At 70.1% G+C, this 20,823-nt stretch carries 19 protein-coding genes, 1 tRNA gene and 5 pseudogenes; 20 read left to right on the top strand and 5 right to left on the bottom strand.

The window, feature by feature from the left end; translation table 11 throughout:
• The 6 genes from ACFU8W_RS00365 to ACFU8W_RS00340 are packed head-to-tail and all read left to right on the top strand — an operon-like array spanning position 1 to position 6,285.
• Positions 1-879, top strand: a complete 879-nt coding sequence (locus ACFU8W_RS00365) for an ABC transporter permease (protein ID WP_384030839.1) — start codon at positions 1-3, stop codon at positions 877-879.
• Positions 876-1,667, top strand: a complete 792-nt coding sequence (locus ACFU8W_RS00360) for an ABC transporter permease (RefSeq protein ID WP_345516465.1) — start codon at positions 876-878, stop codon at positions 1,665-1,667. Before ACFU8W_RS00365 ends, ACFU8W_RS00360 begins: the two co-directional genes overlap by 4 nt.
• Complete coding sequence (locus tag ACFU8W_RS00355; protein WP_384030837.1) at positions 1,657-2,829, top strand: ABC transporter ATP-binding protein; 1,173 nt, start codon at positions 1,657-1,659, stop codon at positions 2,827-2,829. Before ACFU8W_RS00360 ends, ACFU8W_RS00355 begins: the two co-directional genes overlap by 11 nt.
• Complete coding sequence (locus ACFU8W_RS00350) at positions 2,826-4,244, top strand: NAD(P)/FAD-dependent oxidoreductase (RefSeq protein WP_384030835.1); 1,419 nt, start codon at positions 2,826-2,828, stop codon at positions 4,242-4,244. Before ACFU8W_RS00355 ends, ACFU8W_RS00350 begins: the two co-directional genes overlap by 4 nt.
• Before the next feature lie 17 nt (positions 4,245-4,261).
• The gene (locus ACFU8W_RS00345; RefSeq protein ID WP_384030833.1) at positions 4,262-4,642 is read left to right on the top strand and encodes a cupin domain-containing protein; all 381 of its coding nucleotides are present in this window, start codon (positions 4,262-4,264) and stop codon (positions 4,640-4,642) included.
• Positions 4,639-6,285 carry an amidohydrolase gene (locus ACFU8W_RS00340; RefSeq protein WP_384030831.1) on the top strand — a complete coding sequence of 549 codons (1,647 nt, stop codon included), beginning with the start codon at positions 4,639-4,641 and terminating at the stop codon, positions 6,283-6,285. The genes ACFU8W_RS00345 and ACFU8W_RS00340 overlap by 4 nt, the downstream gene beginning before the upstream one ends.
• A gap of 34 nt (positions 6,286-6,319) precedes the next feature.
• Here ACFU8W_RS00340 and ACFU8W_RS00335 read toward each other — a convergent pair whose 3' ends face one another.
• Entirely contained in the window at positions 6,320-6,694 is a 375-nt protein-coding gene (locus ACFU8W_RS00335) for a hypothetical protein (protein ID WP_384030829.1), read from the bottom strand.
• Between ACFU8W_RS00335 and ACFU8W_RS00330 the strand changes: the two genes are divergently transcribed.
• Both ACFU8W_RS00330 and ACFU8W_RS00325 read left to right on the top strand, forming a co-directional pair.
• The gene (locus ACFU8W_RS00330; RefSeq protein ID WP_384030827.1) at positions 6,687-6,959 is read left to right on the top strand and encodes a BTAD domain-containing putative transcriptional regulator; all 273 of its coding nucleotides are present in this window, start codon (positions 6,687-6,689) and stop codon (positions 6,957-6,959) included. The two genes, ACFU8W_RS00335 and ACFU8W_RS00330, sit on opposite strands and share 8 nt — an antisense overlap.
• Before the next feature lie 141 nt (positions 6,960-7,100).
• The gene (locus tag ACFU8W_RS00325) at positions 7,101-7,907 is read left to right on the top strand and encodes a thioesterase family protein (RefSeq protein ID WP_384030825.1); all 807 of its coding nucleotides are present in this window, start codon (positions 7,101-7,103) and stop codon (positions 7,905-7,907) included.
• A 315-nt stretch (positions 7,908-8,222) separates the two neighbouring features.
• Here ACFU8W_RS00325 and ACFU8W_RS00320 read toward each other — a convergent pair whose 3' ends face one another.
• Positions 8,223-9,110 (bottom strand): helix-turn-helix transcriptional regulator, encoded by an 888-nt coding sequence (locus ACFU8W_RS00320; RefSeq protein ID WP_384030823.1) that lies wholly within the window; start codon positions 9,108-9,110, stop codon positions 8,223-8,225.
• Between the two features lie 264 nt (positions 9,111-9,374).
• Here ACFU8W_RS00320 and ACFU8W_RS00315 point away from each other — a divergent pair.
• The 7 genes and pseudogenes from ACFU8W_RS00315 to ACFU8W_RS00285 all read left to right on the top strand — a co-directional run.
• Positions 9,375-9,960, top strand: a pseudogene (locus ACFU8W_RS00315) (aldo/keto reductase).
• 42 nt (positions 9,961-10,002) lie between these two features.
• Positions 10,003-10,299, top strand: a pseudogene (locus tag ACFU8W_RS00310) (aldo/keto reductase); the annotation flags it as partial.
• A gap of 126 nt (positions 10,300-10,425) precedes the next feature.
• A complete protein-coding gene (locus tag ACFU8W_RS00305) occupies positions 10,426-10,569 on the top strand; it encodes a hypothetical protein (protein WP_384030821.1) in 144 nt (47 codons plus the stop codon).
• 38 nt (positions 10,570-10,607) lie between these two features.
• Complete coding sequence (locus tag ACFU8W_RS00300; RefSeq protein WP_384030819.1) at positions 10,608-11,642, top strand: zinc-binding dehydrogenase; 1,035 nt, start codon at positions 10,608-10,610, stop codon at positions 11,640-11,642.
• Between the two features lie 74 nt (positions 11,643-11,716).
• A complete protein-coding gene (locus ACFU8W_RS00295) occupies positions 11,717-11,932 on the top strand; it encodes a hypothetical protein (RefSeq protein WP_384030817.1) in 216 nt (71 codons plus the stop codon).
• Between the two features lie 8 nt (positions 11,933-11,940).
• Positions 11,941-12,294 (top strand): annotated as a pseudogene (locus ACFU8W_RS00290) (SDR family oxidoreductase); the annotation flags it as partial.
• A 169-nt stretch (positions 12,295-12,463) separates the two neighbouring features.
• A pseudogene (locus ACFU8W_RS00285) lies at positions 12,464-12,688 on the top strand (alpha/beta hydrolase); the annotation flags it as partial.
• A 51-nt stretch (positions 12,689-12,739) separates the two neighbouring features.
• Here the strand turns inward: ACFU8W_RS00285 and msrA are convergent.
• A complete protein-coding gene (gene msrA / locus ACFU8W_RS00280; RefSeq protein ID WP_345516451.1) occupies positions 12,740-13,255 on the bottom strand; it encodes a peptide-methionine (S)-S-oxide reductase MsrA in 516 nt (171 codons plus the stop codon).
• Between the two features lie 202 nt (positions 13,256-13,457).
• Between msrA and ACFU8W_RS00275 the strand changes: the two are divergent.
• Positions 13,458-13,714, top strand: a pseudogene (locus ACFU8W_RS00275) (transcriptional regulator); the annotation flags it as partial.
• Between the two features lie 125 nt (positions 13,715-13,839).
• Here ACFU8W_RS00275 and ACFU8W_RS00270 read toward each other — a convergent pair.
• Positions 13,840-13,916 (bottom strand) — tRNA-Pro (locus ACFU8W_RS00270).
• Between the two features lie 127 nt (positions 13,917-14,043).
• Here ACFU8W_RS00270 and ACFU8W_RS00265 point away from each other — a divergent pair.
• Positions 14,044-14,745, top strand: a complete 702-nt coding sequence (locus ACFU8W_RS00265; protein ID WP_384030814.1) for a transketolase — start codon at positions 14,044-14,046, stop codon at positions 14,743-14,745.
• 73 nt (positions 14,746-14,818) lie between these two features.
• Positions 14,819-15,715, top strand: a complete 897-nt coding sequence (locus ACFU8W_RS00260; protein ID WP_384030812.1) for a transketolase family protein — start codon at positions 14,819-14,821, stop codon at positions 15,713-15,715.
• Positions 15,716-15,799: 84 nt separating this feature from the next.
• On the opposite strand, the gene ACFU8W_RS00255 is transcribed toward ACFU8W_RS00260, so the two are convergent.
• A complete protein-coding gene (locus ACFU8W_RS00255; protein ID WP_384030810.1) occupies positions 15,800-16,177 on the bottom strand; it encodes an MmcQ/YjbR family DNA-binding protein in 378 nt (125 codons plus the stop codon).
• A 258-nt stretch (positions 16,178-16,435) separates the two neighbouring features.
• Here ACFU8W_RS00255 and ACFU8W_RS00250 point away from each other — a divergent pair, with 258 nt between their 5' ends.
• A complete protein-coding gene (locus tag ACFU8W_RS00250) occupies positions 16,436-19,924 on the top strand; it encodes a ThuA domain-containing protein (protein ID WP_384030808.1) in 3,489 nt (1,162 codons plus the stop codon).
• Positions 19,925-19,953: 29 nt separating this feature from the next.
• Positions 19,954-20,811 carry a sugar phosphate isomerase/epimerase family protein gene (locus tag ACFU8W_RS00245; protein WP_384030806.1) on the top strand — a complete coding sequence of 286 codons (858 nt, stop codon included), beginning with the start codon at positions 19,954-19,956 and terminating at the stop codon, positions 20,809-20,811.
• Positions 20,812-20,823 lie beyond the last annotated feature (12 nt).

The raw sequence follows: 20,823 nt of genomic DNA, 5'->3' as shown, positions 1-20,823 counted from the left end.
ATGACCGCCCTGATCGAGATCGCCTCCCCGGCCACCGGCGGCCGGCCCCGCAAGGGCGCCGACGGCCGGTGGGGGTGGCTGCTGCTGCCCGCGGTGGTCCTGCTCGCCGTGCTCTTCCTGGTGCCGCTGGGTCTGATGGCCTGGCGCAGCGTCACCGAGCCGACGCCCGGCTGGGGCAACTACTCCTGGTTCCTCACCAGCGACGTCGCCCTCGCCACGCTGGTCCGCACGCTGACCGTCGGCGCCGTCGTCACCCTGGTGACGCTGGTGCTCTCCTACCCGTACGCCTACCTGATGACCGTGGTCGGCTCCCGCGCGCGGATCTGGCTCACCCTGCTGGTGCTGCTGCCCTTCTGGACCAGCCTGATGGTGCGCACCTTCGCCTGGGTTGTGCTGCTCCAGGACAGCGGCGTGGTCAACCAGCTCCTCGGCACCGTCGGACTGGGCCCACTGCAGCTGATCCGCACCCCCGCCGGAGTGGTGATCGGCATGTCCCAGGTGCTGATGCCCTTCATGGTGCTGCCGCTGTACGCGGTGATGAGCGGCATCGACCGCCGGCTGCTGGACGCCGCGCAGGGCATGGGCGCACGCCCGGTCGTCGCGTTCCTGCGGGTCTTCGTGCCGCTGTCGCTGCCCGGCGTGGGCGCAGGCGCGCTGACCGTGTTCATCACCTCGCTCGGTTTCTACGTCACCCCGGCGCTGCTGGGCTCGCCCGACCAGGCGCTGATCTCGCAGCAGATCTTCACCCAGGTCAGCGGGCTGCTGGCATGGGGTCGCGGCGGAGCGATGGGCGTGGTGCTGCTGGCGGTGACGCTGGTCCTTCTGGGACTGGTCGGCGTCGTCCTGCGATTCACCCGTAACCGCGGAGGTGCCCGATGAGGACCGGACCCGCGCGGATCGCGCTCTGGACGTTCAGCGCCCTGGTGGGCTGCTGGCTCATCGCGCCGACGCTGGTGGTGATCCCGCTCAGCTTCACCGACAAGGCGTCCCTGGTGTTCCCGCCGAGCGGCTGGTCCACCCGCTGGTACACCAACTTCTTCACCGACCCCCGGTGGATCGACGCGCTGCTCTCGTCGCTCCAAGTCGGCGCCCTGGTCGCGCTGGTGGCCACTGTTCTGGGCACCGCCGCCGCGATCGCACTCACCCGGTCCGGCTCGCGCTGGGTGAAGGGGTCGTACGGGCTGCTGCTGGCCCCCATGATCGTGCCGACCGTGGTGGTGGCCATCGGCGTGTATGCGCTTTTCCTGCAGTACAACCTGCTGGGCACCCTGCTCGGCTTCGTCACCGCCCACACCGTGCTGGCCCTGCCGTTCGTGATCATCCCGGTGACGGCGAGCATGCGCGGCTTCGACCGGCGGCTGGAGGACGCCGCGCTGATCTGCGGCGCCAACCGGTGGGGCGCCATCCGGCAGGTGACCCTGCCGCAGATCGCCCCCGGTGTCGTCTCCGGTGCCCTGTTCGCCTTCGTCACCAGTTTCGACGAGGTCGTCGTCTCGCTGTTCATCCAGAGCCCCTACCTGCAGACCCTGCCGGTCAAGATGTTCGCCAGCGTGACCCGGGACACCGACCCCACCATCGCCGCGGCCGCCACTTTGATCATCGTCTTCACCACGGTGCTCGTGCTGGCCGCCACCTTCGCCACCGCCAGGAGGAACCGTGTCCGCTGAGTCCAGCCTCATCAAGGCGCGCGGAGCCCGCATCGAACTGGCGCAGGTGCGCAAGGAGTACGCGGACTCCGTCGCCGTCGACGACGTCTCCCTGGTCATCGAACCGGGCGAGTTCATGACCCTGCTGGGCCCCAGCGGCTCCGGCAAGACCACCACCCTCAACATCATCGCCGGTTTCACCGCCGCCACCTCGGGCACGCTGACCATCGGCGGCAAGCAGATGCAGGACCTGCCGCCGCACCGACGCGACATCGGCATGGTCTTCCAGCACTATGCGCTCTTTCCCCACATGACCGTGGCGGAGAACGTCGCCTTCCCGCTGAAGCAGCGCAAGGTGCCCAAGGCCCGCCGCACCGAGATGGTCGAAGCGGCCCTTCAGACCGTGCGGCTCGGTGGCTACGGCCACCGCAGGCCGCGCGAACTCTCCGGCGGCCAGCAGCAGCGGGTCGCCCTGGCCCGGGCCGTGGTGTACGAGCCGAGCGTGCTGCTGATGGACGAGCCGCTCGGCGCGCTCGACAAGAAGCTGCGCGAATCCCTCCAGTTGGAGATCAAACGGGTGCACCAGGAGGTCGGCTCCACCTTCGTCTTCGTCACCCACGACCAGGAGGAGGCGCTCGTCCTGTCGGACCGCATCGCCGTCTTCGACGACGGGGGCATCCAGCAGGTCGGCACCGGGAGCGAACTCTACGAAAAGCCCCGCAGCCTCTTCGTGGCCGAGTTCCTCGGCGAGTCCTCCGTCATCCGGGGACGCGTCGAGCCGGACGGCGACGACTCCCGCCTGCGGGTCGGCGACCGCACCGTAGGCGCGCTCGGCCGGCCGACGGAGGACGGCACGGCCGCCATCGTGGTCCGCCCCGAGCACCTGCGAGTGCAGCCGGCCGCGGCGCCGGTGGCCTCCGGGGTCAACGCGCTTCCCGCCCGGGTCACCCAGGAGATCTACCTGGGCTCCGGCCGAAAGCTCGAACTCGCCCTGCCCGACGGCACCATGCTGCTCGCCCGCGAGCAGGCCGACCGGCTGTCCGACGTCCGCCGCGGTGACGAGGTCACCGTGGTCTGGGACGTCGAACGAGGCGTCCTGCTCGACGACACGACCGGCACCACCCACCCACCCACTTCCGGTGACCGGATCCCGGTCGCCGCCGCGGAAATGAGCGGACGATGAGCACGACCACTCCGGGCGGCACCCCCGCCACCAGCCCCACCTTCGTCAACGGCGCCGTCTCCTTCTGGTACCGGGAGGGCGGCGTCCCCGCCCGCCGACCGGCCCTGCCCGGCGATCTGGACGTGGACGTCGCGCTCGTCGGCGGCGGCTACACCTCCCTGTGGACCGCCTACTACCTCAAGCAGGCCCAGCCCGACCTCAGGATCGCCGTCCTGGAGAAGGAGTTCGCCGGTTTCGGCGCCTCCGGCCGCAACGGCGGCTGGCTCAGCGCCGAGCCGCCCGGTCAGATGCGCCGCTACGCCAAGTCGCACGGCCGGGAGTCGGCCGTCGCCCTGCAACGCGAGATGTTCTCCTCCGTCGACGAGGTCATCCGGGTCGCCGCCGAGGAAAGCATCGAGGCCGACATCCAGAAGGACGGTCTGCTGCACGTCGCCACCAACGCCGCGCAGGAGCGGCGGCTGCGCGAAGGGCTGCCGCCGCTGCGCGCCGAGGGCTGGGGCCACGACGACCTGGTCGAACTCGACGCGGACCAGCTCGCCGAGCGGGTCCGCGTGGCCGGCGCCCGCTACGCCCAGTGGAGCCCGCACTGCGCCCGCATCCAGCCCGCCAAGCTGGTGCGGGGCCTGGCCGACGTGGTCGAGCGGATGGGCGTGGCTATCTACGAGGGCACCGAGGTCACCGAGATCCGCCCGCACGAGGCGGTCACCCCGCACGGCACCGTCAAGGCGACGTATGTCATCCGGGCGCTGGAGGGATTCACCGCCGGGCTGCGCGGTCACCGCCGGGTCTGGCTGCCTATGAACAGCAGCATGATCGTCACCGAGCCGCTGCCCGCCTCCGCGTGGGACGAGATCGGCTGGCACGGCGCCGAACTGATCGGGGACGAGGCCAACTCGTACTGCTACATCCAGCGCACCACCGACGGCCGCATCGCCATCGGCGGGCGCGGCATCCCGTACATGTTCGGCTCCCACGTCGACCAGCGCGGCGAGACCCGGGCCGCCACCCAGCTGCAGCTGCAGGCCATCCTGCGGCAGCACTTCCCGGCCACCGAGGGCGTCGGGATCGACCACACCTGGTCCGGTGTGCTGGGCGTGCCGCGCGACTGGTGCGCCACCGTCCACTTGGACGAGCGGACCGGTCTCGGCTGGGCCGGCGGCTACGTCGGGCACGGCGTGACCACCACCAACCTCGCCGGACGCACTCTGCGCGACCTGATCCTGCGTCAGAAGACCGATCTCACCCGGCTTCCCTGGGTCGACCGCAAGGTGCGCGGCTGGGAGCCGGAGCCGCTGCGCTGGCTGGGCGTGCGCAGCCTCTACGTCGCCTACCGCGCCGCCGACCGGCACGAGAACTCCGGCCTGGAGCGCACCTCCGTCATCGCACGCGTCGCCAACGTCATCAGCGGCCGCTGAAAGGAGCGACCCACATCATGGACACCACCGCCCTCGTCCCCGCCGTCACCTTCCTCGCCGACGCGGAGAGCGCCGACCTTCCCCCCGCGAACCCCAAGCCCACCAGCACCACCGGCCAGCAGGAGACCACCCGCCCCCTGTGGCAGTCCCCCGACGGACTGGTGGAGGTCGGCGTCTGGGAGTGCGACCCCGGCCATTTCACCGCCACCCGCGAAGGCTACGACGAGGTCTGCCAGGTGCTGACCGGGTCCGCCACCGTGCACACCGAGGGCGGAGAGGCCGTCGAGCTGGTTCCCGGCTCCACCCTGGCGATGCCGGCCGGCTGGCGCGGCACGTGGCAGGTGCAAGAGACCCTGCGCAAGGTGTACGTGCTGCGCACGCACGGAGCCGGTGCATGACCCTCGTCCTGCACGGCGGCCGCGTGTGGACCGGCGACCCGCGGCGCCCCCACGCCACGGCCGTCGCCGTGTCCGGCGGCCGGATCACCGCTGTGGGCACCGATGCCGAGGTACGCCGGGCCGTCGGCCGGCCCGCCGAAGCCGTCGACCTGGCCGGCCGGACCGTGGTGCCCGGCCTCCAGGACGCGCACATCCACCCCGTCTGGGGCGCCCTGGAGGCGCTGCGTTGCGACCTCACCGGCGCCACCGACGCCGAGAGCTGCGTCGCGGCCGTCCGGGAGTACGCGGCCACCCACCCCGGGCAGCCGTGGATCCTGGGCGGCGGCTGGACCATGGACTGTTTCCCCGGCGGCTGGCCCACCCACGAGCCGCTGGACGCGGTCGTCCCGGACCGGCCGGTCTTCCTGCCCAACGCCGACCACCACTCGGCATGGGTCAACTCGGTGGCACTGGAGCGCGCCGGGATCGACGCGGCCACCCCGGACCCGCCGGCCGGGCGGATCGAGCACGACGCGGCCGGCCGGCCCACCGGGGTGCTGCACGAGAGCGCCATGGACCTGGTGGCCCGGCTGCTCCCGCAGGACACCGTCGAGGAGCAGGTCGCGGCGCTCCGCCACGCGCAGGACCACCTCTTCGGGTACGGCATCACCGGCTGGCAGGACGCCATCGTCGGCGCCTACGGCGGGGCCGGCGACACACTCGCCGCCTACCGCCGGGCCGACGCCGGGGGACTGCTGAAGGCCCGGGTCACCGGCGCCCTGTGGTGGGACCGCAACCGCGGCCTGGAGCAGCTGGACGACCTGGTGGCGCGCCGCGGCGAGCCCGGCCACCGGTTCCGGGCCGGCGCGGTCAAGGTGATGCAGGACGGAGTACTGGAAAACGGCACCGGCGCCCTGCTGGAGCCGTACCTGGACTCCTGCGGGTGCGCCACCGGCAACCTCGGCCACTCCAACGTACCCGCCGAACTGCTCGCCCAGGCGGTGACCCGGCTGGACGCGGCCGGCTTCCAGGTGCACTTCCACGCGATCGGTGACCGCGCGGTGCGCGAGTGCCTGGACGGGGTCGAGGCCGCCCGTCGCGCGAACGGGCCGCGTGACCGGCGCCACCACATCGCCCATGTGCAGCTGGTCGACGACGCGGACATCGGCCGCTTCGCCGAGCTGGGGGTGGCGGCCAACGTCCAGTCGCTGTGGGCGACCCACCACCAGCAGACCGACGAGCTGACCAACCCGCTGCTGGGCGAGGGACGGGCCGGCCGGCAATACCCCTTCCGTCGGCTGCTGGACAGCGGCGCCCGGCTCGCAGCGGGCAGCGACTGGCCGGTCACCACGGCCGACCCGTGGCAGGCCATGCACGTGGCGGTGCACCGCACCGAACCACCCGGCTCGGCGCACGCCGAGTGGCCGAACGCCGACCGCCCGTTCGTGCCCGAGGAGCGGCTGGAGCTCACCGACATCCTGCGCGCCTACACCGCAGGCTCGGCCTGGGTGAACGGCAACGACGACGAGGTCGGCCTGGTGCGCGAGGGCATGGCGGCGGACCTCGCCGTCCTCGACCGGGACCTCTTCGCCCCCGACGGGTACGTGGCCGGCGCCCGCTCGGTGCTCACCCTCGTCGCGGGGGAGGCGGTCCACGCCGAGTGAGTGGTCGGACGGCGGAGTGGGTGATGGTGCCGGTCTACTGGCCGACGGCCGCATCGGCGGGCACCGTGATGACCGCGGTCGGGTTCCGGCTGCAGCTCTCGTGCCCTGAGCTCCTCCTGGACCCGAAGGAGGGTCCGGACCAGTACGCGATGTCGCCGGTGGGGATCGTGCCGCCGGTGGTGGTCAGGGCGGCGTCGCTCGTCGGCTGGATCGGGGGGGGGAGCATCCGCCCGCCGATGCGACGAACGCCCTGCAGCGCCTGGTTTCCCGGCTGCGAAAGGCACTGCCGGACGGGGTGGTCGAGGGGCAGACGGACGGCTACCGGTTGACGGTGGAGCCCGAAGCCGTCGACGCCGTGCCGTGCGAACGCCTCGTCATCGCGGGCCGGGCCCGCACCGAGGATGGTCACGGAGCTGACCGACCTGGTGGCCGCGCACCCGGTGCGGGAACGGCTCGTCGCCGCACTGATGCGCGCCCTCGTCGCGGTCCGCGAGCTCACAGCCGGCGCAGGCCCAGGACCGGCGCCCCGGCCGCCGGCCATGCAGATCGCCTGCGAGGCGAACTGGGTCGGCGGCGGACTTGTCGGCGGCCACCTGGTCTTCGGCCGCCGCACCATGCTCAGCGTCGGCGCCGGAACGACCGTCTACGTCGTCCTGCTCAACGCCTGCGCCTGACCGGCCCACCGACACGGTGATTGCACTGTGCACTTTCTCACAGAGCGAGACGAGGCCCATGTCGGTAGCGTCCCGAGCAGCTGACGTGACGACAGCTCTGGCTGCCCCTGGTAGTCCGTTACACCTGAGGAGAAACAACCGTTGTCCATCTCGACCACGCCGCGGGCCAGTTACTTCGAAGCCATCGACGACCACCGCTACAAGCCGACGACGCACGCGGGCGGGGCCTGGGACCCCGACGAGCAGCACTTCAGCCCGCTGGGCGGGCTCGTCGTCCACGCCCTCGACCGTCACCGGGCAGTCGGCCCGGACGACGGCCTGGTCCTCTCCCGGATCAGCTACGACATCCTCGGCCGCCTCGCCCTGGACGAGTGCGAGATCCAGGTGGAGACCATCCGCCCCGGCCGGTCCATCGAACTCCTCGAAGCAGTCGTACGGATCGCCGGCCGCCCGGTCGTCCGGGCCCGCGCCTGGTTCCTGGCCAGCTTCGACACCACCGCGGTCGCGGGCGGGCCCGACGACCGCCTCACCCCGCCGGAGTCACTCACCACGTGGCCGATGTCCGAGGTGTGGCCCGGTGGCTACATCGCGTCCCTTGACGTCCGCCCGGTCGCGCCGCCCCGGCCGGGCCGTACGACCGCCTGGGTCTCCACGCCACTCGATCTGGTCGCCGGCGCTCCCGTCAGCCCGCTCGCGTCGTATCTCACCCTGATCGACACCGCCAACGGAATAGCCGTCCGGCAGCCGCCCACCGCGTGGATGTTCCCCAATGTCGACCTGACCGTCCACCTCCACCGCCAACCACGAGGCGCCTGGACGGGCCTGGACACCACGGTCACCTTCGGCCCCTCCGGACAGGGCCTCACCAGCACGGTCCTGCACGACGTCGACGGCCCGGTCGGACACGCCCAACAGATCCTCACGGTCCGCCCCCAGCCGGGAACATGACAAGTCTGGAAAGCCACCACATCGCCGACCTGGCCGGACGCTCCGGCCCCGGTCGGCTCGGAGCGAGAGTACGGCGGAGGTCTGCCTGACACGCTGCATCGGAATCTCCGTCCGGACGCCCTGCACGCCTTTGATACGTGTCAGATGGTCGAGCTGGACCTTCCGGTGGGCGTCGAGGTCGGCTGCACCGCGCGGTGTTCGTGTCGACCGCCGCCGGCTTCAAGGGCGAGGGCCGCGCGGCAGACATGATCTCCTACCTCACAGCTGCAGTGAGCGACACGTCGAGTGGGACGGCTGCCCGGTCCCGTGCTGCTGTCACTGACGATACGGGGCGGCCTCTTCGCTCGGGGTCCGGGGCGCGGTGAGGTCGAGCAGCAGCATGGCGTCGTGGTCGGGGGTGCCCGGCTCGGCGAAGTACACACCCAGGCGTTGACCGGGCGTTCCTTCGAGCTGCATGGCCTGGAAGCCGAGAGTGAGATCGCCGACCGTGGGATGGTGGAAGGTCTTGGTCGCGTACTTGCGTCCGGTGACGTCGTAGCGTTCCCACAATCCGGCGAAGTCACGGCTCTTGAGGAGGAGTTCGCCGACCAGCGTGGTCAGGTCGGGGGCGTCGGGGTCGGTCCCGGCGAGCGCGCGCAAGCGGGCGACGCAGCCGCGGATCTGGTTGTCCCAGTCGGTGAGGACGTCGCGGGCGGCGGGGTGGAGGAAGAGGTAGCGGGCCAGGTTGCGCTGCTTGACGGGCCAGTCGCCGATGCCGGCGTACAGGGCGAGGCCACCGGGGTTCCAGGCGAGCAGGTCCATGCTGCGGCTGACGACGTAGGCGGGGTTGGGGCGCAGCGTCTCAAGGAGTTGTTTGATGTGCGGGCGCACGGTGCGGCTGGGCGCGGGCGGGGGTTCGGGGGCGTAGCGGGCGGCACGGGCGGCGAGTTCGCGAAGGTGCTGGTGTTCGTCGTCACCCAGGTGCAGGGCACGGGCGAGGGAGTCGACGACCTCGGGGCTGGGCCGGGTTTCCTTGCCACGTTCCAGCCGGGCGTAGTAGTCAATGCTGACTCCGGCCAGGGTGGCCAGTTCCTCGCGGCGCAGGCCGGGGGTGCGGCGCGCCCTGGGCCCTTTGGTGAGGCCGACGGACTCGGGGCTTGTCTGGGTGCGGCGGGCGCGCAGGAAGCGTCCCAGCTCGGTGCCGCCGTGCTGCTCGGGTGCCATGCCTTCAGTCTCACACCGCCGTGACCTGGGCGGCGGGTGCAAGGGGGGACCTGTCACACCACGGCTGGCCACTCAGTGGCACGGCTCGGCCTTCCTGAAGATCGCGTACGGCGGCACTGTGGATGACGTGTTCGGAGGACCGTCCGAGCAGCACTGCACCGAGCCGTACCCGGCTGTCGCCCCGCCCTCTGAGCACCGCACCGGGAACTCGGGTTGCGAGGGGCGACAGCCATGGAAGGGAACGGCCAGGAGAGGAAGACCGCGATGCACCACCTCACACTGCGTGACGTGGAGGTTTCCCGGATCGGGCTGGGCACGATGGGGATGTCGCACGGCTGCACCGACTCCGGGACCGACGAGGCGGAGTCCGTCCGTACGATCCACCGGGCTTTGGAGCTGGGCGTCACCTTCAACCCGCGGCATCGAGGACCGCGTCCTGCCCGTCCTGCGGGAGTTGAACATCGGCCTGGTGCCCTTCGCCCCGCTCGGCCACGGCTTCCTCACCAACACGATCCGCTCCACGGACGGCTTCAAGGAAGGTGACTTCCGGCACGGCAACCCGCGCTTCACGGGCGAGAACTTCCAGCGCAACCTGCGCATCGCCGACGAGGTCCAGCGCACCGCCGCCGAGGCCGGGGCCACGCCCGCCCAGGTCGCGCTGGCCCGGCTGCCGGCTCAGGGCGACGACATCGCTCCCATCCCCGGCACCAAGCGAGTGCACCGGGTCGAGGAGAACGCCGCCGCCGACGGCATTCGACTCTCCGACGAGCATCTCGCGCACCTCGGCAACCTGCCCCCGGCGGCCGGCGAGACCCACCCGCAAGGCGCCCGGCAGATGCTCGAGCGCTGATTCCGGGCCTCACCCACGACAACGATCCGACCAGAGGAACCCATGCAGACCGTCACCCTGAACAACGGCGCCACGATGCCGATCCTCGGCTTCGGCGTCTACCAGATCCCGCCCGAGCAGACCGAGCAGGCCGTCACCGAGGCTCTCGCCGCCGGCTACCGGCTGCTCGACACCGCCGCCGCGTACGAGAACGAGGAAGCCGTCGGCCGCGCCATCAAGAACAGCGGCGTGCCACGCGACGAACTGTTCGTCACCACGAAGCTGTGAGTCCAGGACGCACCCGCCGAACAGAACACCGGACGCGCCTTCGAGACGTCGCCGGCCAAGCACCGCCTGGACTCCTGACTCCCCCTCACCCAGCTCATTCGGGCACTCGGAAGGACACCCCCTGACCTCCTGGACCAGCTCCGATCCGGAGCGGATCGGCACAGCCGAACGGCTGGACCTGCGATCCGAACGCGCCGAGTGACGTTCCCCGAGGCGGATCCGAGCCAATGCGCGGGCGTGGATGCCGCCCACCGCGCCACGTACGGACGCTGCACCAGCATCGTCGAACACGTCCTGACCGACCGGGCGTCGGCCGCCATCCTCCGCCTGGAATCGCGCTGAACCCGCTACCACCCCCACCTCTTCGAGGAGTTCCGCTCATGCGAGCCACCCTGCTGTACACCGCCGGCGACGTACGCGTCGAGGACGTCGCCGACCCGAAGATCCAACAGCCCACCGACGCGATCGTGCGGATCGTGCTGTCCTGCATCTGTGGCAGCGACCTGTGGCCCTACAAGTCGCTGCCGCCTACCGACAACCCACGCCACATGGGGCACGAGTTCCTCGGCGTGGTCGAGGAGACCGGCTCCGAGGTGCACGGCCTCAGGCCCGGTGATGTGGTGGTGGCCCCGTTCGTCTGGGCCGACAACACCTGCGTCTACTGCCGCGAGGGTCTGCAGACCTCCTGCCTGCACGGCGGGCAGTGGGGCGTCAACGGAGTCGACGGCGGTCAGGGCCAGGCCGCGCGGGTCCCGTACGCCGACGGAACCCTGGTGAAGCTGCCCGTCGGCGAGGACTCCGAGCTGCTGCCGGACCTGCTGACGCTGTCCGACATTCTGTGCACCGGCTACCACGCCGCCCGCACCGCCGGAGTCGAGCACGGCGACAGCGTCACCGTCGTCGGCGACGGTGCCGTGGGCCTGGCCACCGTGCTCTCCGCCAAGCTCCTCGGCGCCGACCAGGTCGTCCTCATGGGCCGCCATCGGGCACGTACCGAGCTGGGCCGTGACTTCGGGGCCACCGATGTGGTCACCGAGCGCGGTGACGAAGGCGTCGCCCGGGTGCGCGAGCTGACCGGTGGCGAGGGCACCCGCAAGGTCCTGGAGTGTGTGGGCCTCAAGGACGCACTCGTGCAGAGCCTCGGGGTCGTACGCGCCGGCGGCACCATCAGCCGTGTCGGCGCCCCGCAGTACCCCGAGGTCCCCTTCGGTTTCGGCGACTTCATGCGCAATATCACCCTCACCGGCGGCGTCGCCCCGGCCCGCACCTACATCGAGGAACTGATGCCGCACATCCTTGACGGCTCGATCCGCCCCGGCCGCGTCTTCGACCGCACGGTCGGCCTGGAGGACGTCGCCGACGGCTACCGGGCGATGAACGACCGCGAAGCGCTGAAAGTCCTCGTCCGTCCCTGAACCCGGCACCCGGCACCCGGCACCAGCGGTGAGCACAGGAGCATCCACCATGAACCAGAAAACCCCGCCCACCGGTGACCACCCGTGTCACCGATGTCGCCGACCACGACGCGGTGGAGTCCCTGGCCGATGCGGCCGCCGCGCTGGGCCCGGTCACCCAGGTCGTGCACACTGCGGGCGTCTCCCCCACCCAGGCCACCGTCGAGCGGATCCTGCAGGTCGACCTGCTCGGCACCGCCATGGTGCTCGATGCCTTCGCCCGCGTCGTCGCTCCGGGGCGGGCCTGGTGATCGCCAGCATGGCCGGGCACCGCGAAAGCCCGTACGCACCGGAGATCGAGCACGCGCTCGCCACGACCGAGACGGCGAAACTGCTGGAGCTGCCGTTCCCGCAGAGGGAGCAGATCGGTACGACCGTGCACGCCTACGCGCTGTCCAAGCGGGCGAACTCGCTGCGGGTGCAGACCGCTGCCGCCGCGTGGGGCAAGCGACAGGCCCGGCTCAACGCAGTGAGCCCCGGCGTCATCATCACCCCGCCGGCCCTGGATGAACTGGCCGGGCCGCGCCGCGAGTGGTTCGAGCAGGTACGCGAGGTGTCGGTCGGCGGACGCTTCGGCACGCCCGACGAGGTCACCGATGCCGCCGCATTCCTCCTCGGCCGCCAGGCCGGCTTCATCACCGACGCCGACCTGTTGATGGACGGCGGCGTCACCGCCGCGCTGCGCGGCGGAGAGCTGACCGTCCCCTGCCCCCTGCGCGGGGGCGGCGGAGAGATGCTGGTCGACGGCCCAGGAGGAACGTACCTTCAGCAAGGCCGTCGGCCTGGGCACCGGCGCAGCCGCGGTCTCGCTGTCCGGCCTTCCGGTGGGTGCGTCCGCCGCGACCGACGCGGCCGCTTCGCACCAGTCGAGCGGTGTACCCGCTCCCACCGTGCCCACCATCACCCCCGGCGCCCGCAGCGGCTTCAGCACGCTCAAGCACGTCAAGGCGGGCGTCCTCGACATCGGTTACGCCGAGGCCGGGCCGACCCACGGCCCGGTCGTCATCCGTCGGATGCGCGGCCGTGAAGGGCGGTGCCCTTCACGGCCGCGCCGGTGTTCAGGACTCGGCGCGCTTGGGCAGCCGCCAGTTCGGGCGCGGGAAGTGGCAGGTATAGCCGTCCGGGTATCGCTGGAGGTAGTCCTGGTGATCCGGCTCGGCATCCCAGAACGCACCGGCCGGCACCACCTCGGTCACCACCGGCCCCGGCCACAGCCCCGACGCCTCGACGTCGGCGATGGCGTCCTGAGCGACGCGCCGCTGCTCGTCATCGAGGTAGAAGATGGCGGAGCGGTAGCTGAGGCCCACGTCGTTGCCCTGCCTGTTCTTCGTGGTCGGGTCGTGGATCTGGAAGAAGTACTCCAGGATCGTGCGGTAGTCGGTGGCCGTGGGGTCGAAGACGATCTCGATCGACTCCGCGTGCTTTCCGTGGTCGCGGTAGGTGGGGTGGGGAGTGTCGTCGTCGCCGCTGTAACCCACCCGGGTGCGCACCACCCCGGGAAGCGACCGGATCAGCTCCTGCATGCCCCAGAAGCAGCCGCCCGCCAGCAGCGCCCTCTCCTCGACGTCGCTCATGGTCATCACCCTTCTGTCCGCATCCGTTCGCGCGGGATCCAGCCTCGCATACCGACCGGGAAACCCCACGCCTTTCGTCACCACCTTAACAGGTGACGGGCTGCATGACAGATTCGCCACCAGTCAAGGCGGTGACAAAATCCGGCGAGGGGCGGAATACCTGAGAGGGGTTTGTCGTGCTGAGCATCAAGGGTGGACGCAAGCAACTGATGACGACCCCGACCTCGCCCACCTCATCGGCGAACCGACCATCCAGGAACCCGACTTCCGCACCTGACGGGCCGAACACCGCGTCAACAGCGCGAGCTACGGCGCCAAGCGCCACCGCCACCATTGCGTCGGCGACGTCACCCTCGACTGCGACACCTGGACCGGCCCCGGACCACGCCTGATGATCCTCACCGCCGAACCCGGCACCCCCACGACGCCCTACGCATCCTCAGCTCCTGGGCCGCCCAACTGCTTGACCGAAACCCGACCGGCTCCGAACGGGGCGCGCGACCACACCGCCACCACGACGCCCCGGACGCACGAAAGGCCGCCCTCCCACGAGTGAGAGAACGGCCTCCGACCTGCGAAAAGCATGGTCGGGACGACAGGATTTGAACCTGCGACCCCTTGACCCCCAGTCAAGTGCGCTACCAAGCTGCGCCACGTCCCGATGCTCGCCTGACCTGGGCTTTCCCCCTGGCCGAACGCGCATGAGAACAATACCGCACTTGAGCCGGTGCTCACGAACCTCTTTCCACGCTTGACCTCAACCATGCTTGAGGTTGAATGCTGCACCCATGACGATCAAGACCGCCACTCCGGCGCACACATACCGTGACCTGAACCGCCTGATGAGCCTGATGACTGGCGACGAGAAGCACGGGCCCGCGGCCACCTCCACCCTCGATGCCCTGTGGGTTCTGTACGACCAGGTGCTGCGCGTCACCCCCGGCACCACCGAGGCCCCGGACCGGGACCGGTTCCTGCTCTCCAAGGGGCACGGACCGATGGCGTACTACGCCGTCCTCGCCGCGCACGGCTTCCTCGACGAGGACCTGCTGCCCGGATTCGGGGGGTACGAGTCGCCGCTCGGCCATCACCCGGACCGGATGCTCGTCCCTGGCGCCGAGATCGGCAGCGGTTCGCTGGGACACGGATTGCCGCTGGCTGTCGGCAGTGTGCTCGGGCTCCGGGCACAGGGGCTGACCCAACCCCGGGTCTGGGTGCTGATCGGGGACGCCGAGCTGGACGAGGGCAGCAACCACGAGGCGATCGCCTACGCCGGTCCGGCCGGACTCGAGCAGCTGCACACCCTGGTGATCGACAACGCCTCCGCCACCTTCGGGTGGCCCGGCGGCATCGCATCCCGGTTCGAGGCGGCCGGCTGGTCGGCCGAGACCGTGGACGGGCACGACCACGAGGCACTGTACGCGGCATACACGGCACCGCATCCCGGGCAGCCGCGGGCCGTGGTCGCCCGCGTCTCCCCGAAGAACTGACCCCCGCACCACCGCACACCAGCGATTCAGCGATTCAGCGATTCAGCGATTCAGAACGAGGGAGAACCGACCCATGGACACCATGCGTGACCGTTTCATCACCACCGCGTCGCGACTGCTGGACGACGACCCCAGGCTGGCCGTCGTGCTGGCCGAGATCAGCCGGGACGGCTTCGACCGCGCCAAGCGCGCCCATCCGGACCGGGTGATCAATGTCGGAATCCGGGAGCAGCTGCTGGTCGGCGCGGGGGCCGGACTGGCACTGACCGGGATGCGACCGATCATGCATACGTTCGCCCCGTTCCTGGTGGAGCGGCCCTTCGAGCAGGTGAAGCTCGACTTCGGACATCAGGGCGTGTCCGGGGTGCTGGTCAGCGCCGGAGGTTCCTACGACTGGCCCGCCGGCGGCGTCACCCATATGGCGCCCGGCGATGTCGCGCTGATGGGCACCCTCGACGGCTGGACGGTGCAAGTGCCGGGCCACCCCGACGAGGCGGAGGCCCTGCTGCGGCAGGCTGCCGCCGGGGAGGACAAGGTCTACCTGCGGCTCTCGCTCCAGCAGAACGAGCGGGCCCGGGCGGTCGGTGCCGGGTTCACGCCGGTGCGGGAGGGGAGCAACGGGGCGGTGATCGCCGTCGGCCCCATGCTCGACAACGTCCTGGCAGCGACGGACGGCCTGGATGTGACGGTGCTGTACGCGACAACCGTGCGCCCCTTCGACGCGGCGGGACTCCGGCGCGCGGTCGGGGGCCGGGAGACGGCGGACGTGGTGATCGTCGAACCGTACCTGGCGGGCACGTCGACGGGCGCCGCCAACGACGCGCTCGTCGATCTGCCGCACCGGGTGCTGGGGCTCGGGGTGGGGAAGGCGGAGCTTCGCCGGTACGGACAGATGGACGAACATCTCGCCGCACACGGCCTGGATCCGCACGGACTGCGGGAGCGGATCACCGGCTTCCTGGGCGGCTGACCGGGGCGGGGCGGCGGCGGCAGCCGATGCGCTTCCGGAGCCGCGCCCAACACGTCCCACACCCCTCCCCCTCTCCGGAAGCTGTCAGGCGGCGCCCTCGCCGTCGGCCACGGCCCGGCCCAGATCCGGATGGGCGTCCTGCAGTTTTCGGGGTGCCGCCTGGCGCCAGGAATCGGCGAGGATCGCCGTCAGTTCGTCCACGTCGTCCAGTGCGGCGAGCCGCACCCGGAGCCACGCGTAGGTGTCGTCGTGGCCCTTGCGCGTGAAGAACTTCTGCGGTTCGGCGGCGATCAGCTCCGCCCGGTCCTCGACCGGGCACTTCACGCCCATCGTCATGTCGTCGTCGCCGAGCGCGGCGAAGATCTTCCCGGCCACCCGGAATGTGGGCTGTCCCCAGGCCAGTTTCTCGGCCGTGTCGGGCAGAGCGAGCGCGATGGTGCGGACGTCGTCGGCGGTGGTCATCCACGGTCTCCGATCCGGTGAACCAGGCAGGTGCGGTCGGAATCGACCGTAGCGCCCGGCACTGACAATCGCCCTGAGCGCGGGACCCGGCCGCCGCCCCGAGCCGTCCACAGCAGGGCCGCACCCCCTCACAGCAGAGTCACAGAGAGCCCTGCCGACCCATTGACCCCGCGGAAGACGTGAACCTACTCTGAACGGCGTACTTCAGAAAGCGCTTTCTACATCCCGTAGTCGGCATCTACCGCACAGGGAGCGCCCATGAGTCACCATCCGTTCAGCAGACACCCGTCGCGAGGATTGCCCTCATCCCTCCTCGCCCTCACCGCACTTCTCGCCCTGGTCCTCGGCCTGTTGGTGGCTTCGCCGCCTCGCGCCCACGCGGCCCCGTTCCGGGTCCTTGTCTACTCCGAGGTCACCAACTTCAGGCACGACTCGATTCCTGCGGGGATCGAAGCGATCAAGAAGCTCGGCACCGAGAACGGCTTCGAAGTCGAGGCCACCGACGACTCGGCCGTATTCAATGACTCCGATCTCGCCCGCTTCCAGGCCATCGTCTTCAACAACACCAACTCCACGCCGCAGAGCGGCAACTTGCTGAGTACCGACGAGCGTTCCGCGCTCCAGAAGTACATCCGTGCGGGCGGTGGCTGGGTCGGGCTGCACGCCGCGTCGGCGAGTGAACGCGACTGGGACTGGTACGAGGGCCTGGTAGGCGCGATCTTCGATCAGCATCCCGCGGTGCAGACCGGCCGGATCAAGGTACTCGACCATGCGCACCCCTCCACCAAGGGCCTTCCGGACCTCTGGGAGCGTACGGAGGAGTGGTACAACTGGCGTACCAATCCGACCTCCAAGGTGCACACGCTCGCGCAGATCAAGGTGCGCGACGGCATCACCGGTCTGGACGAGGGCGTGGACCATCCGTGGTCCTGGTGCCAGAACTACGACGGCGGCCGCTCCTGGTTCACCGCCGGCGGCCATGCCGCGTCGGCCTTCCAGGAGGAGGGCTTCGTCAAGCATCTGCTGGGCGGCATCGAGTGGGCCGCAGGCGCCAAGTCCGGTGACTGCACGGCGACTCGGACCGGTTCCTTCCAGCGCACGGCACTGGCCACCAGCGACCTCGCCGACCCGTTCGAACTGGCGGTCGCCCCGGACCGCCGGGTGTTCTTCGCCCAGCGCACCGGGAAGCTCAAGGTCATCGACCAGCAGACCATGAAGGTCACAACGGCACTGGACTTCGCGTACACGCCCGAGATGACCAGCCAGTCCGACGGGCTGCTCGGTCTCGCGCTCGATCCGGGCTTCGCCACGAACAACTGGCTCTATCTGCTGCATTCCGACAAGACCGAGAAACGGCTCAACCTCTCCCGCTTCACGGTCACGGGCAACACGGTCGACCCCGCCTCGGAGAAGAGGCTGCTGACCATTCCGACCTGGCGCGGCGAGGGCCGGGCCAACTCCCATATGGCCGGGTCGCTCGCCTTCGACAAGAACGGGAATCTGTACGCGGCGACGGGTGACAACACCGACCCGTTCGCGTCGGACGGGTTCAGCCCGATCGACGAGGGCGATGGCCGCCGCGCCTGGGACGCCCAGGGCACGGCGGGCAATACGAACGATCTGCGTGGCAAGGTCCTGCGCATCACCCCGAAGGACGACGGCACATACACCGTCCCCGACGGCAATCTCTTCGCGCCCGGTACGGAGAAGACCCGCCCGGAGATCTATGCGATGGGAATGCGCAACCCGTTCCGGATCACCACGGATCCGGTGAGCGGCGCGCTGATGGTCGCCGACTACGGCCCGGACGCCAAGGCCGCCGTCGCCAATCGCGGGCCGGAAGGCACGGTCGAGTACACCCGGATCACCAAGGCGGGGAATTTCGGCTGGCCGTACTGCATCGGCAACAACACCCCGTTCAACGACTACGACTTCACAACGAAAACGTCCGGTCCGAAGTTCGACTGCGCGGCGATCGTCAATGACTCGCCGAACAACACCGGGCTGCGGAATCTGCCGCCCGCGCAGCCCGCGACGGTCTGGTACGCCTACTCCGCATCCGCCGAGTTCCCGGAGCTCGGGACCGGCGGCGGTGGCCCGATGAGCGGTCCGGTCTACGACTACGACCCCGACAACCCGTCCCGCACCAAGTTCCCCGAGTACTTCGAGGGGAAGTGGTTCACCTACGAGTTGACCCGGCAGTGGTTCAAGACATTCTCCTTCCAGCAGAAGGACCAGACCTTCAGCAATCCGCGGTTCGCTCCCGTCAAGGCCGGTGAACTCCAGTCGATCAACGGCGTCTTCGCGGACATGAAGTGGAACCAGCCGTTCGATGCCGACTTCGGTCCCGACGGGTCGCTGTACGTCATCGACTTCGGGCTCGGCAGCGGCACCGGCCGTGGCGGCAGCAACGAGGGGTCGGGCATCTACCGGATCGACTACGTCGGTGACGGACGGCTGCCCGACGCGAAGATCACCGCCAGCCGGGACAACGGTCCGGCGCCGCTCACCGTCGCGTTCTCCAGCGCCGGTTCCGGGCTGCCGGACGGCCGACCTGTCACGTATGCCTGGGACTTCGACGGCAACGGCACCACGGACTCGACGGAGCCGAACCCCTCGTACACGTACCAGACCAAGGGGCTCACCACGGCGCGGCTGACCGTCACCGGGCCCGGTGGTCTGACCGCGCAGGCGGTGCAGGACATCACCGTCGGCAACACCCGGCCCGAAGTCACGATCAAACAGCCGCCGAACGGGGGGATGTTCAGCTTCGGCGACACCATCCCGTTCACGGTGAAGGTGAAGGACAAGGAGGACGAGAGGAACGGACAGCCGATCGACTGTTCGCGGGTGGTCGTGCAGTCGCAGCTCGGCCATGACACGCATCTGCATCCGCTCGACAACTACACCGGCTGCGCGGGCGAGATCGTCACGGATGCCGGGGACAGCCACGGCGCGGGTCAGAATCTGTACTACGGGATCACCGCCCGCTACGAGGACAAGGGCGCCCCGGACGCCCCGGCGCTCACCGGCTCTACCTCACTGACACTGCGCACCGCGTTCCGTGAGGCGGAGCACTTCACGGCGACGGGCGGAGCCCACGACGGGGTGGTGGTCGGCAACAGGACCGACGCCTCCGGCGGGAAGCGGCTGACAGAGATCGAGGACGGTGACTGGATCAGCTTCGATCCGGTGCATCTGAAGAACATCGACTCGGTGACGGTCGGCGCGGCCTCCGGCGGGATCGGTGGCACTGTCGAGTTCCGGGCGGGTTCCCCGACGGGGCAGCTGCTCGGGAAGGTGACCGTGCCGAACACCGGGGACTGGGGCAAGATCGTCTCGCCGACCACGGCCCTGGAGGACCCGGGGAGCAGCGTGAAGCTGTACGCGGTGTTCACCAACCCGGAGTGGTCGAGCGACAAGGCCGACCTCTTCGCCGTGGACTGGCTGCACTTCAACGGGTCCGGCGTCGAGAAGAAACCCGGTACGCAGGTCACGGTGAAGGCGGACCCGGCCACAGGCACCACTCCCCTCGCCGTCGCGCTGAGCAGTGTGGTCAAGCCGGCGGCCGGGCGCACGATCACCTCCTACCACTGGGACTTCGGCGACAACGTCAAAGCCACAGGGCCCGAGGGCGCCACGGCAACGCACACCTACGGCCGCAAGGGTGCGTACACCGCGCATCTGACGGTCACCGACGACAAGGGCGACACGACCACCGGTTCCATCCGCATCGACGTGAGCTGAGCAGCGTCGACTGAGAGGAAAGAGACGATATGAACGGCACACGACGTGCGTTTCTCGGTACGGCTCTGGGCGTCGCCGCGGCTGCCGGGGTCGGTACGATCCCGGCGGCCGCCACGGAATCCGGGCCCTCCCGCCCCATCCCGCCGTCCGGGATCGGCATGCACCTGTACACCATGCGGACCCCTCTGGCGACGGACTTCCGAGGCACGCTGGAGCGGCTGGCGGAGATCGGGTACGCGACGGTCGGGGTGAGCGGCCGGCACGGCAAAAGCGCGGCCGACATCCGGCGGATGCTGGACGAGACACGGCTCAAGGCGGTCCTCGAACATGTCGCGTACGACATCGTGAAGGGCGCCGGGCTGCCGCAGGCGCTGGAGGACATCCATACGCTGGGCGGCAAGTGGATCGTCGTGCCCAGTCTGCCCGGATCGCTGCACAGTCCGGCCGGATACCGCGAGGCGGCCCGGGAGTTCAACAAGGCAGGACTGGCCGCCCGCGAGTCCGGACTGAAGCTGCTCTACCACAATCACGGCACGGACCATCAGGTGGTGAACGGGGTCAGCCTGTACGACATCCTGCTCGCCGAGACCGATCCGGAACTCGTCGGCTTCGAACTGGATCTGTACTGGGCGGCCAACGGTGGCGCCTCGGCGCCGGGCGAGATGTTCGTACGCCATCCCCGGCGCTTCCCGGCGCTGCATGTGAAGGACATGGCGCCGAACGGGAGCTTCGCCGATGTCGGGTCGGGGGTGCTGGACTTCCCGGCGATGTTCGACACCGCGCGGCGGGGCGGGGTGAAGCAGTGGCTGGTGGAGCACGACTCACCGGCTGATCCGTTCGCCTCGGCGCTCGCCAGCTATACGTATCTGTCGCGCCTGCGGTACTGAGCGGACCGGCGC

The organism is Streptomyces sp. NPDC057565 (assembly GCF_042801455.1).
GTDB classification, from domain to species: domain Bacteria; phylum Actinomycetota; class Actinomycetes; order Streptomycetales; family Streptomycetaceae; genus Streptomyces; species Streptomyces yanii.
This window is presented reverse-complemented; position numbering and strand designations above follow the sequence as displayed.

Bases quoted from the DNA above. Each gene is read 5' to 3' on its own strand.
- ACFU8W_RS00365 (WP_384030839.1), top strand. From the start codon at position 1: ATGACCGCCCTGATCGAGATCGCCTCCCCGGCCACCGGCGGCCGGCCC.
- ACFU8W_RS00360 (WP_345516465.1), top strand. From the start codon at position 876: ATGAGGACCGGACCCGCGCGGATCGCGCTCTGGACGTTCAGCGCCCTG.
- ACFU8W_RS00350 (WP_384030835.1), top strand. From the start codon at position 2,826: ATGAGCACGACCACTCCGGGCGGCACCCCCGCCACCAGCCCCACCTTC.
- ACFU8W_RS00345 (WP_384030833.1), top strand. From the start codon at position 4,262: ATGGACACCACCGCCCTCGTCCCCGCCGTCACCTTCCTCGCCGACGCG.
- ACFU8W_RS00340 (WP_384030831.1), top strand. From the start codon at position 4,639: ATGACCCTCGTCCTGCACGGCGGCCGCGTGTGGACCGGCGACCCGCGG.
- ACFU8W_RS00330 (WP_384030827.1), top strand. From the start codon at position 6,687: ATGGTCACGGAGCTGACCGACCTGGTGGCCGCGCACCCGGTGCGGGAA.
- ACFU8W_RS00320 (WP_384030823.1), bottom strand. From the start codon at position 9,110: ATGGCACCCGAGCAGCACGGCGGCACCGAGCTGGGACGCTTCCTGCGC.
- ACFU8W_RS00300 (WP_384030819.1), top strand. From the start codon at position 10,608: ATGCGAGCCACCCTGCTGTACACCGCCGGCGACGTACGCGTCGAGGAC.
- msrA (WP_345516451.1), bottom strand. From the start codon at position 13,255: ATGAGCGACGTCGAGGAGAGGGCGCTGCTGGCGGGCGGCTGCTTCTGG.
- ACFU8W_RS00265 (WP_384030814.1), top strand. From the start codon at position 14,044: ATGACGATCAAGACCGCCACTCCGGCGCACACATACCGTGACCTGAAC.
- ACFU8W_RS00260 (WP_384030812.1), top strand. From the start codon at position 14,819: ATGGACACCATGCGTGACCGTTTCATCACCACCGCGTCGCGACTGCTG.
- ACFU8W_RS00255 (WP_384030810.1), bottom strand. From the start codon at position 16,177: ATGACCACCGCCGACGACGTCCGCACCATCGCGCTCGCTCTGCCCGAC.
- ACFU8W_RS00250 (WP_384030808.1), top strand. From the start codon at position 16,436: ATGAGTCACCATCCGTTCAGCAGACACCCGTCGCGAGGATTGCCCTCA.
- ACFU8W_RS00245 (WP_384030806.1), top strand. From the start codon at position 19,954: ATGAACGGCACACGACGTGCGTTTCTCGGTACGGCTCTGGGCGTCGCC.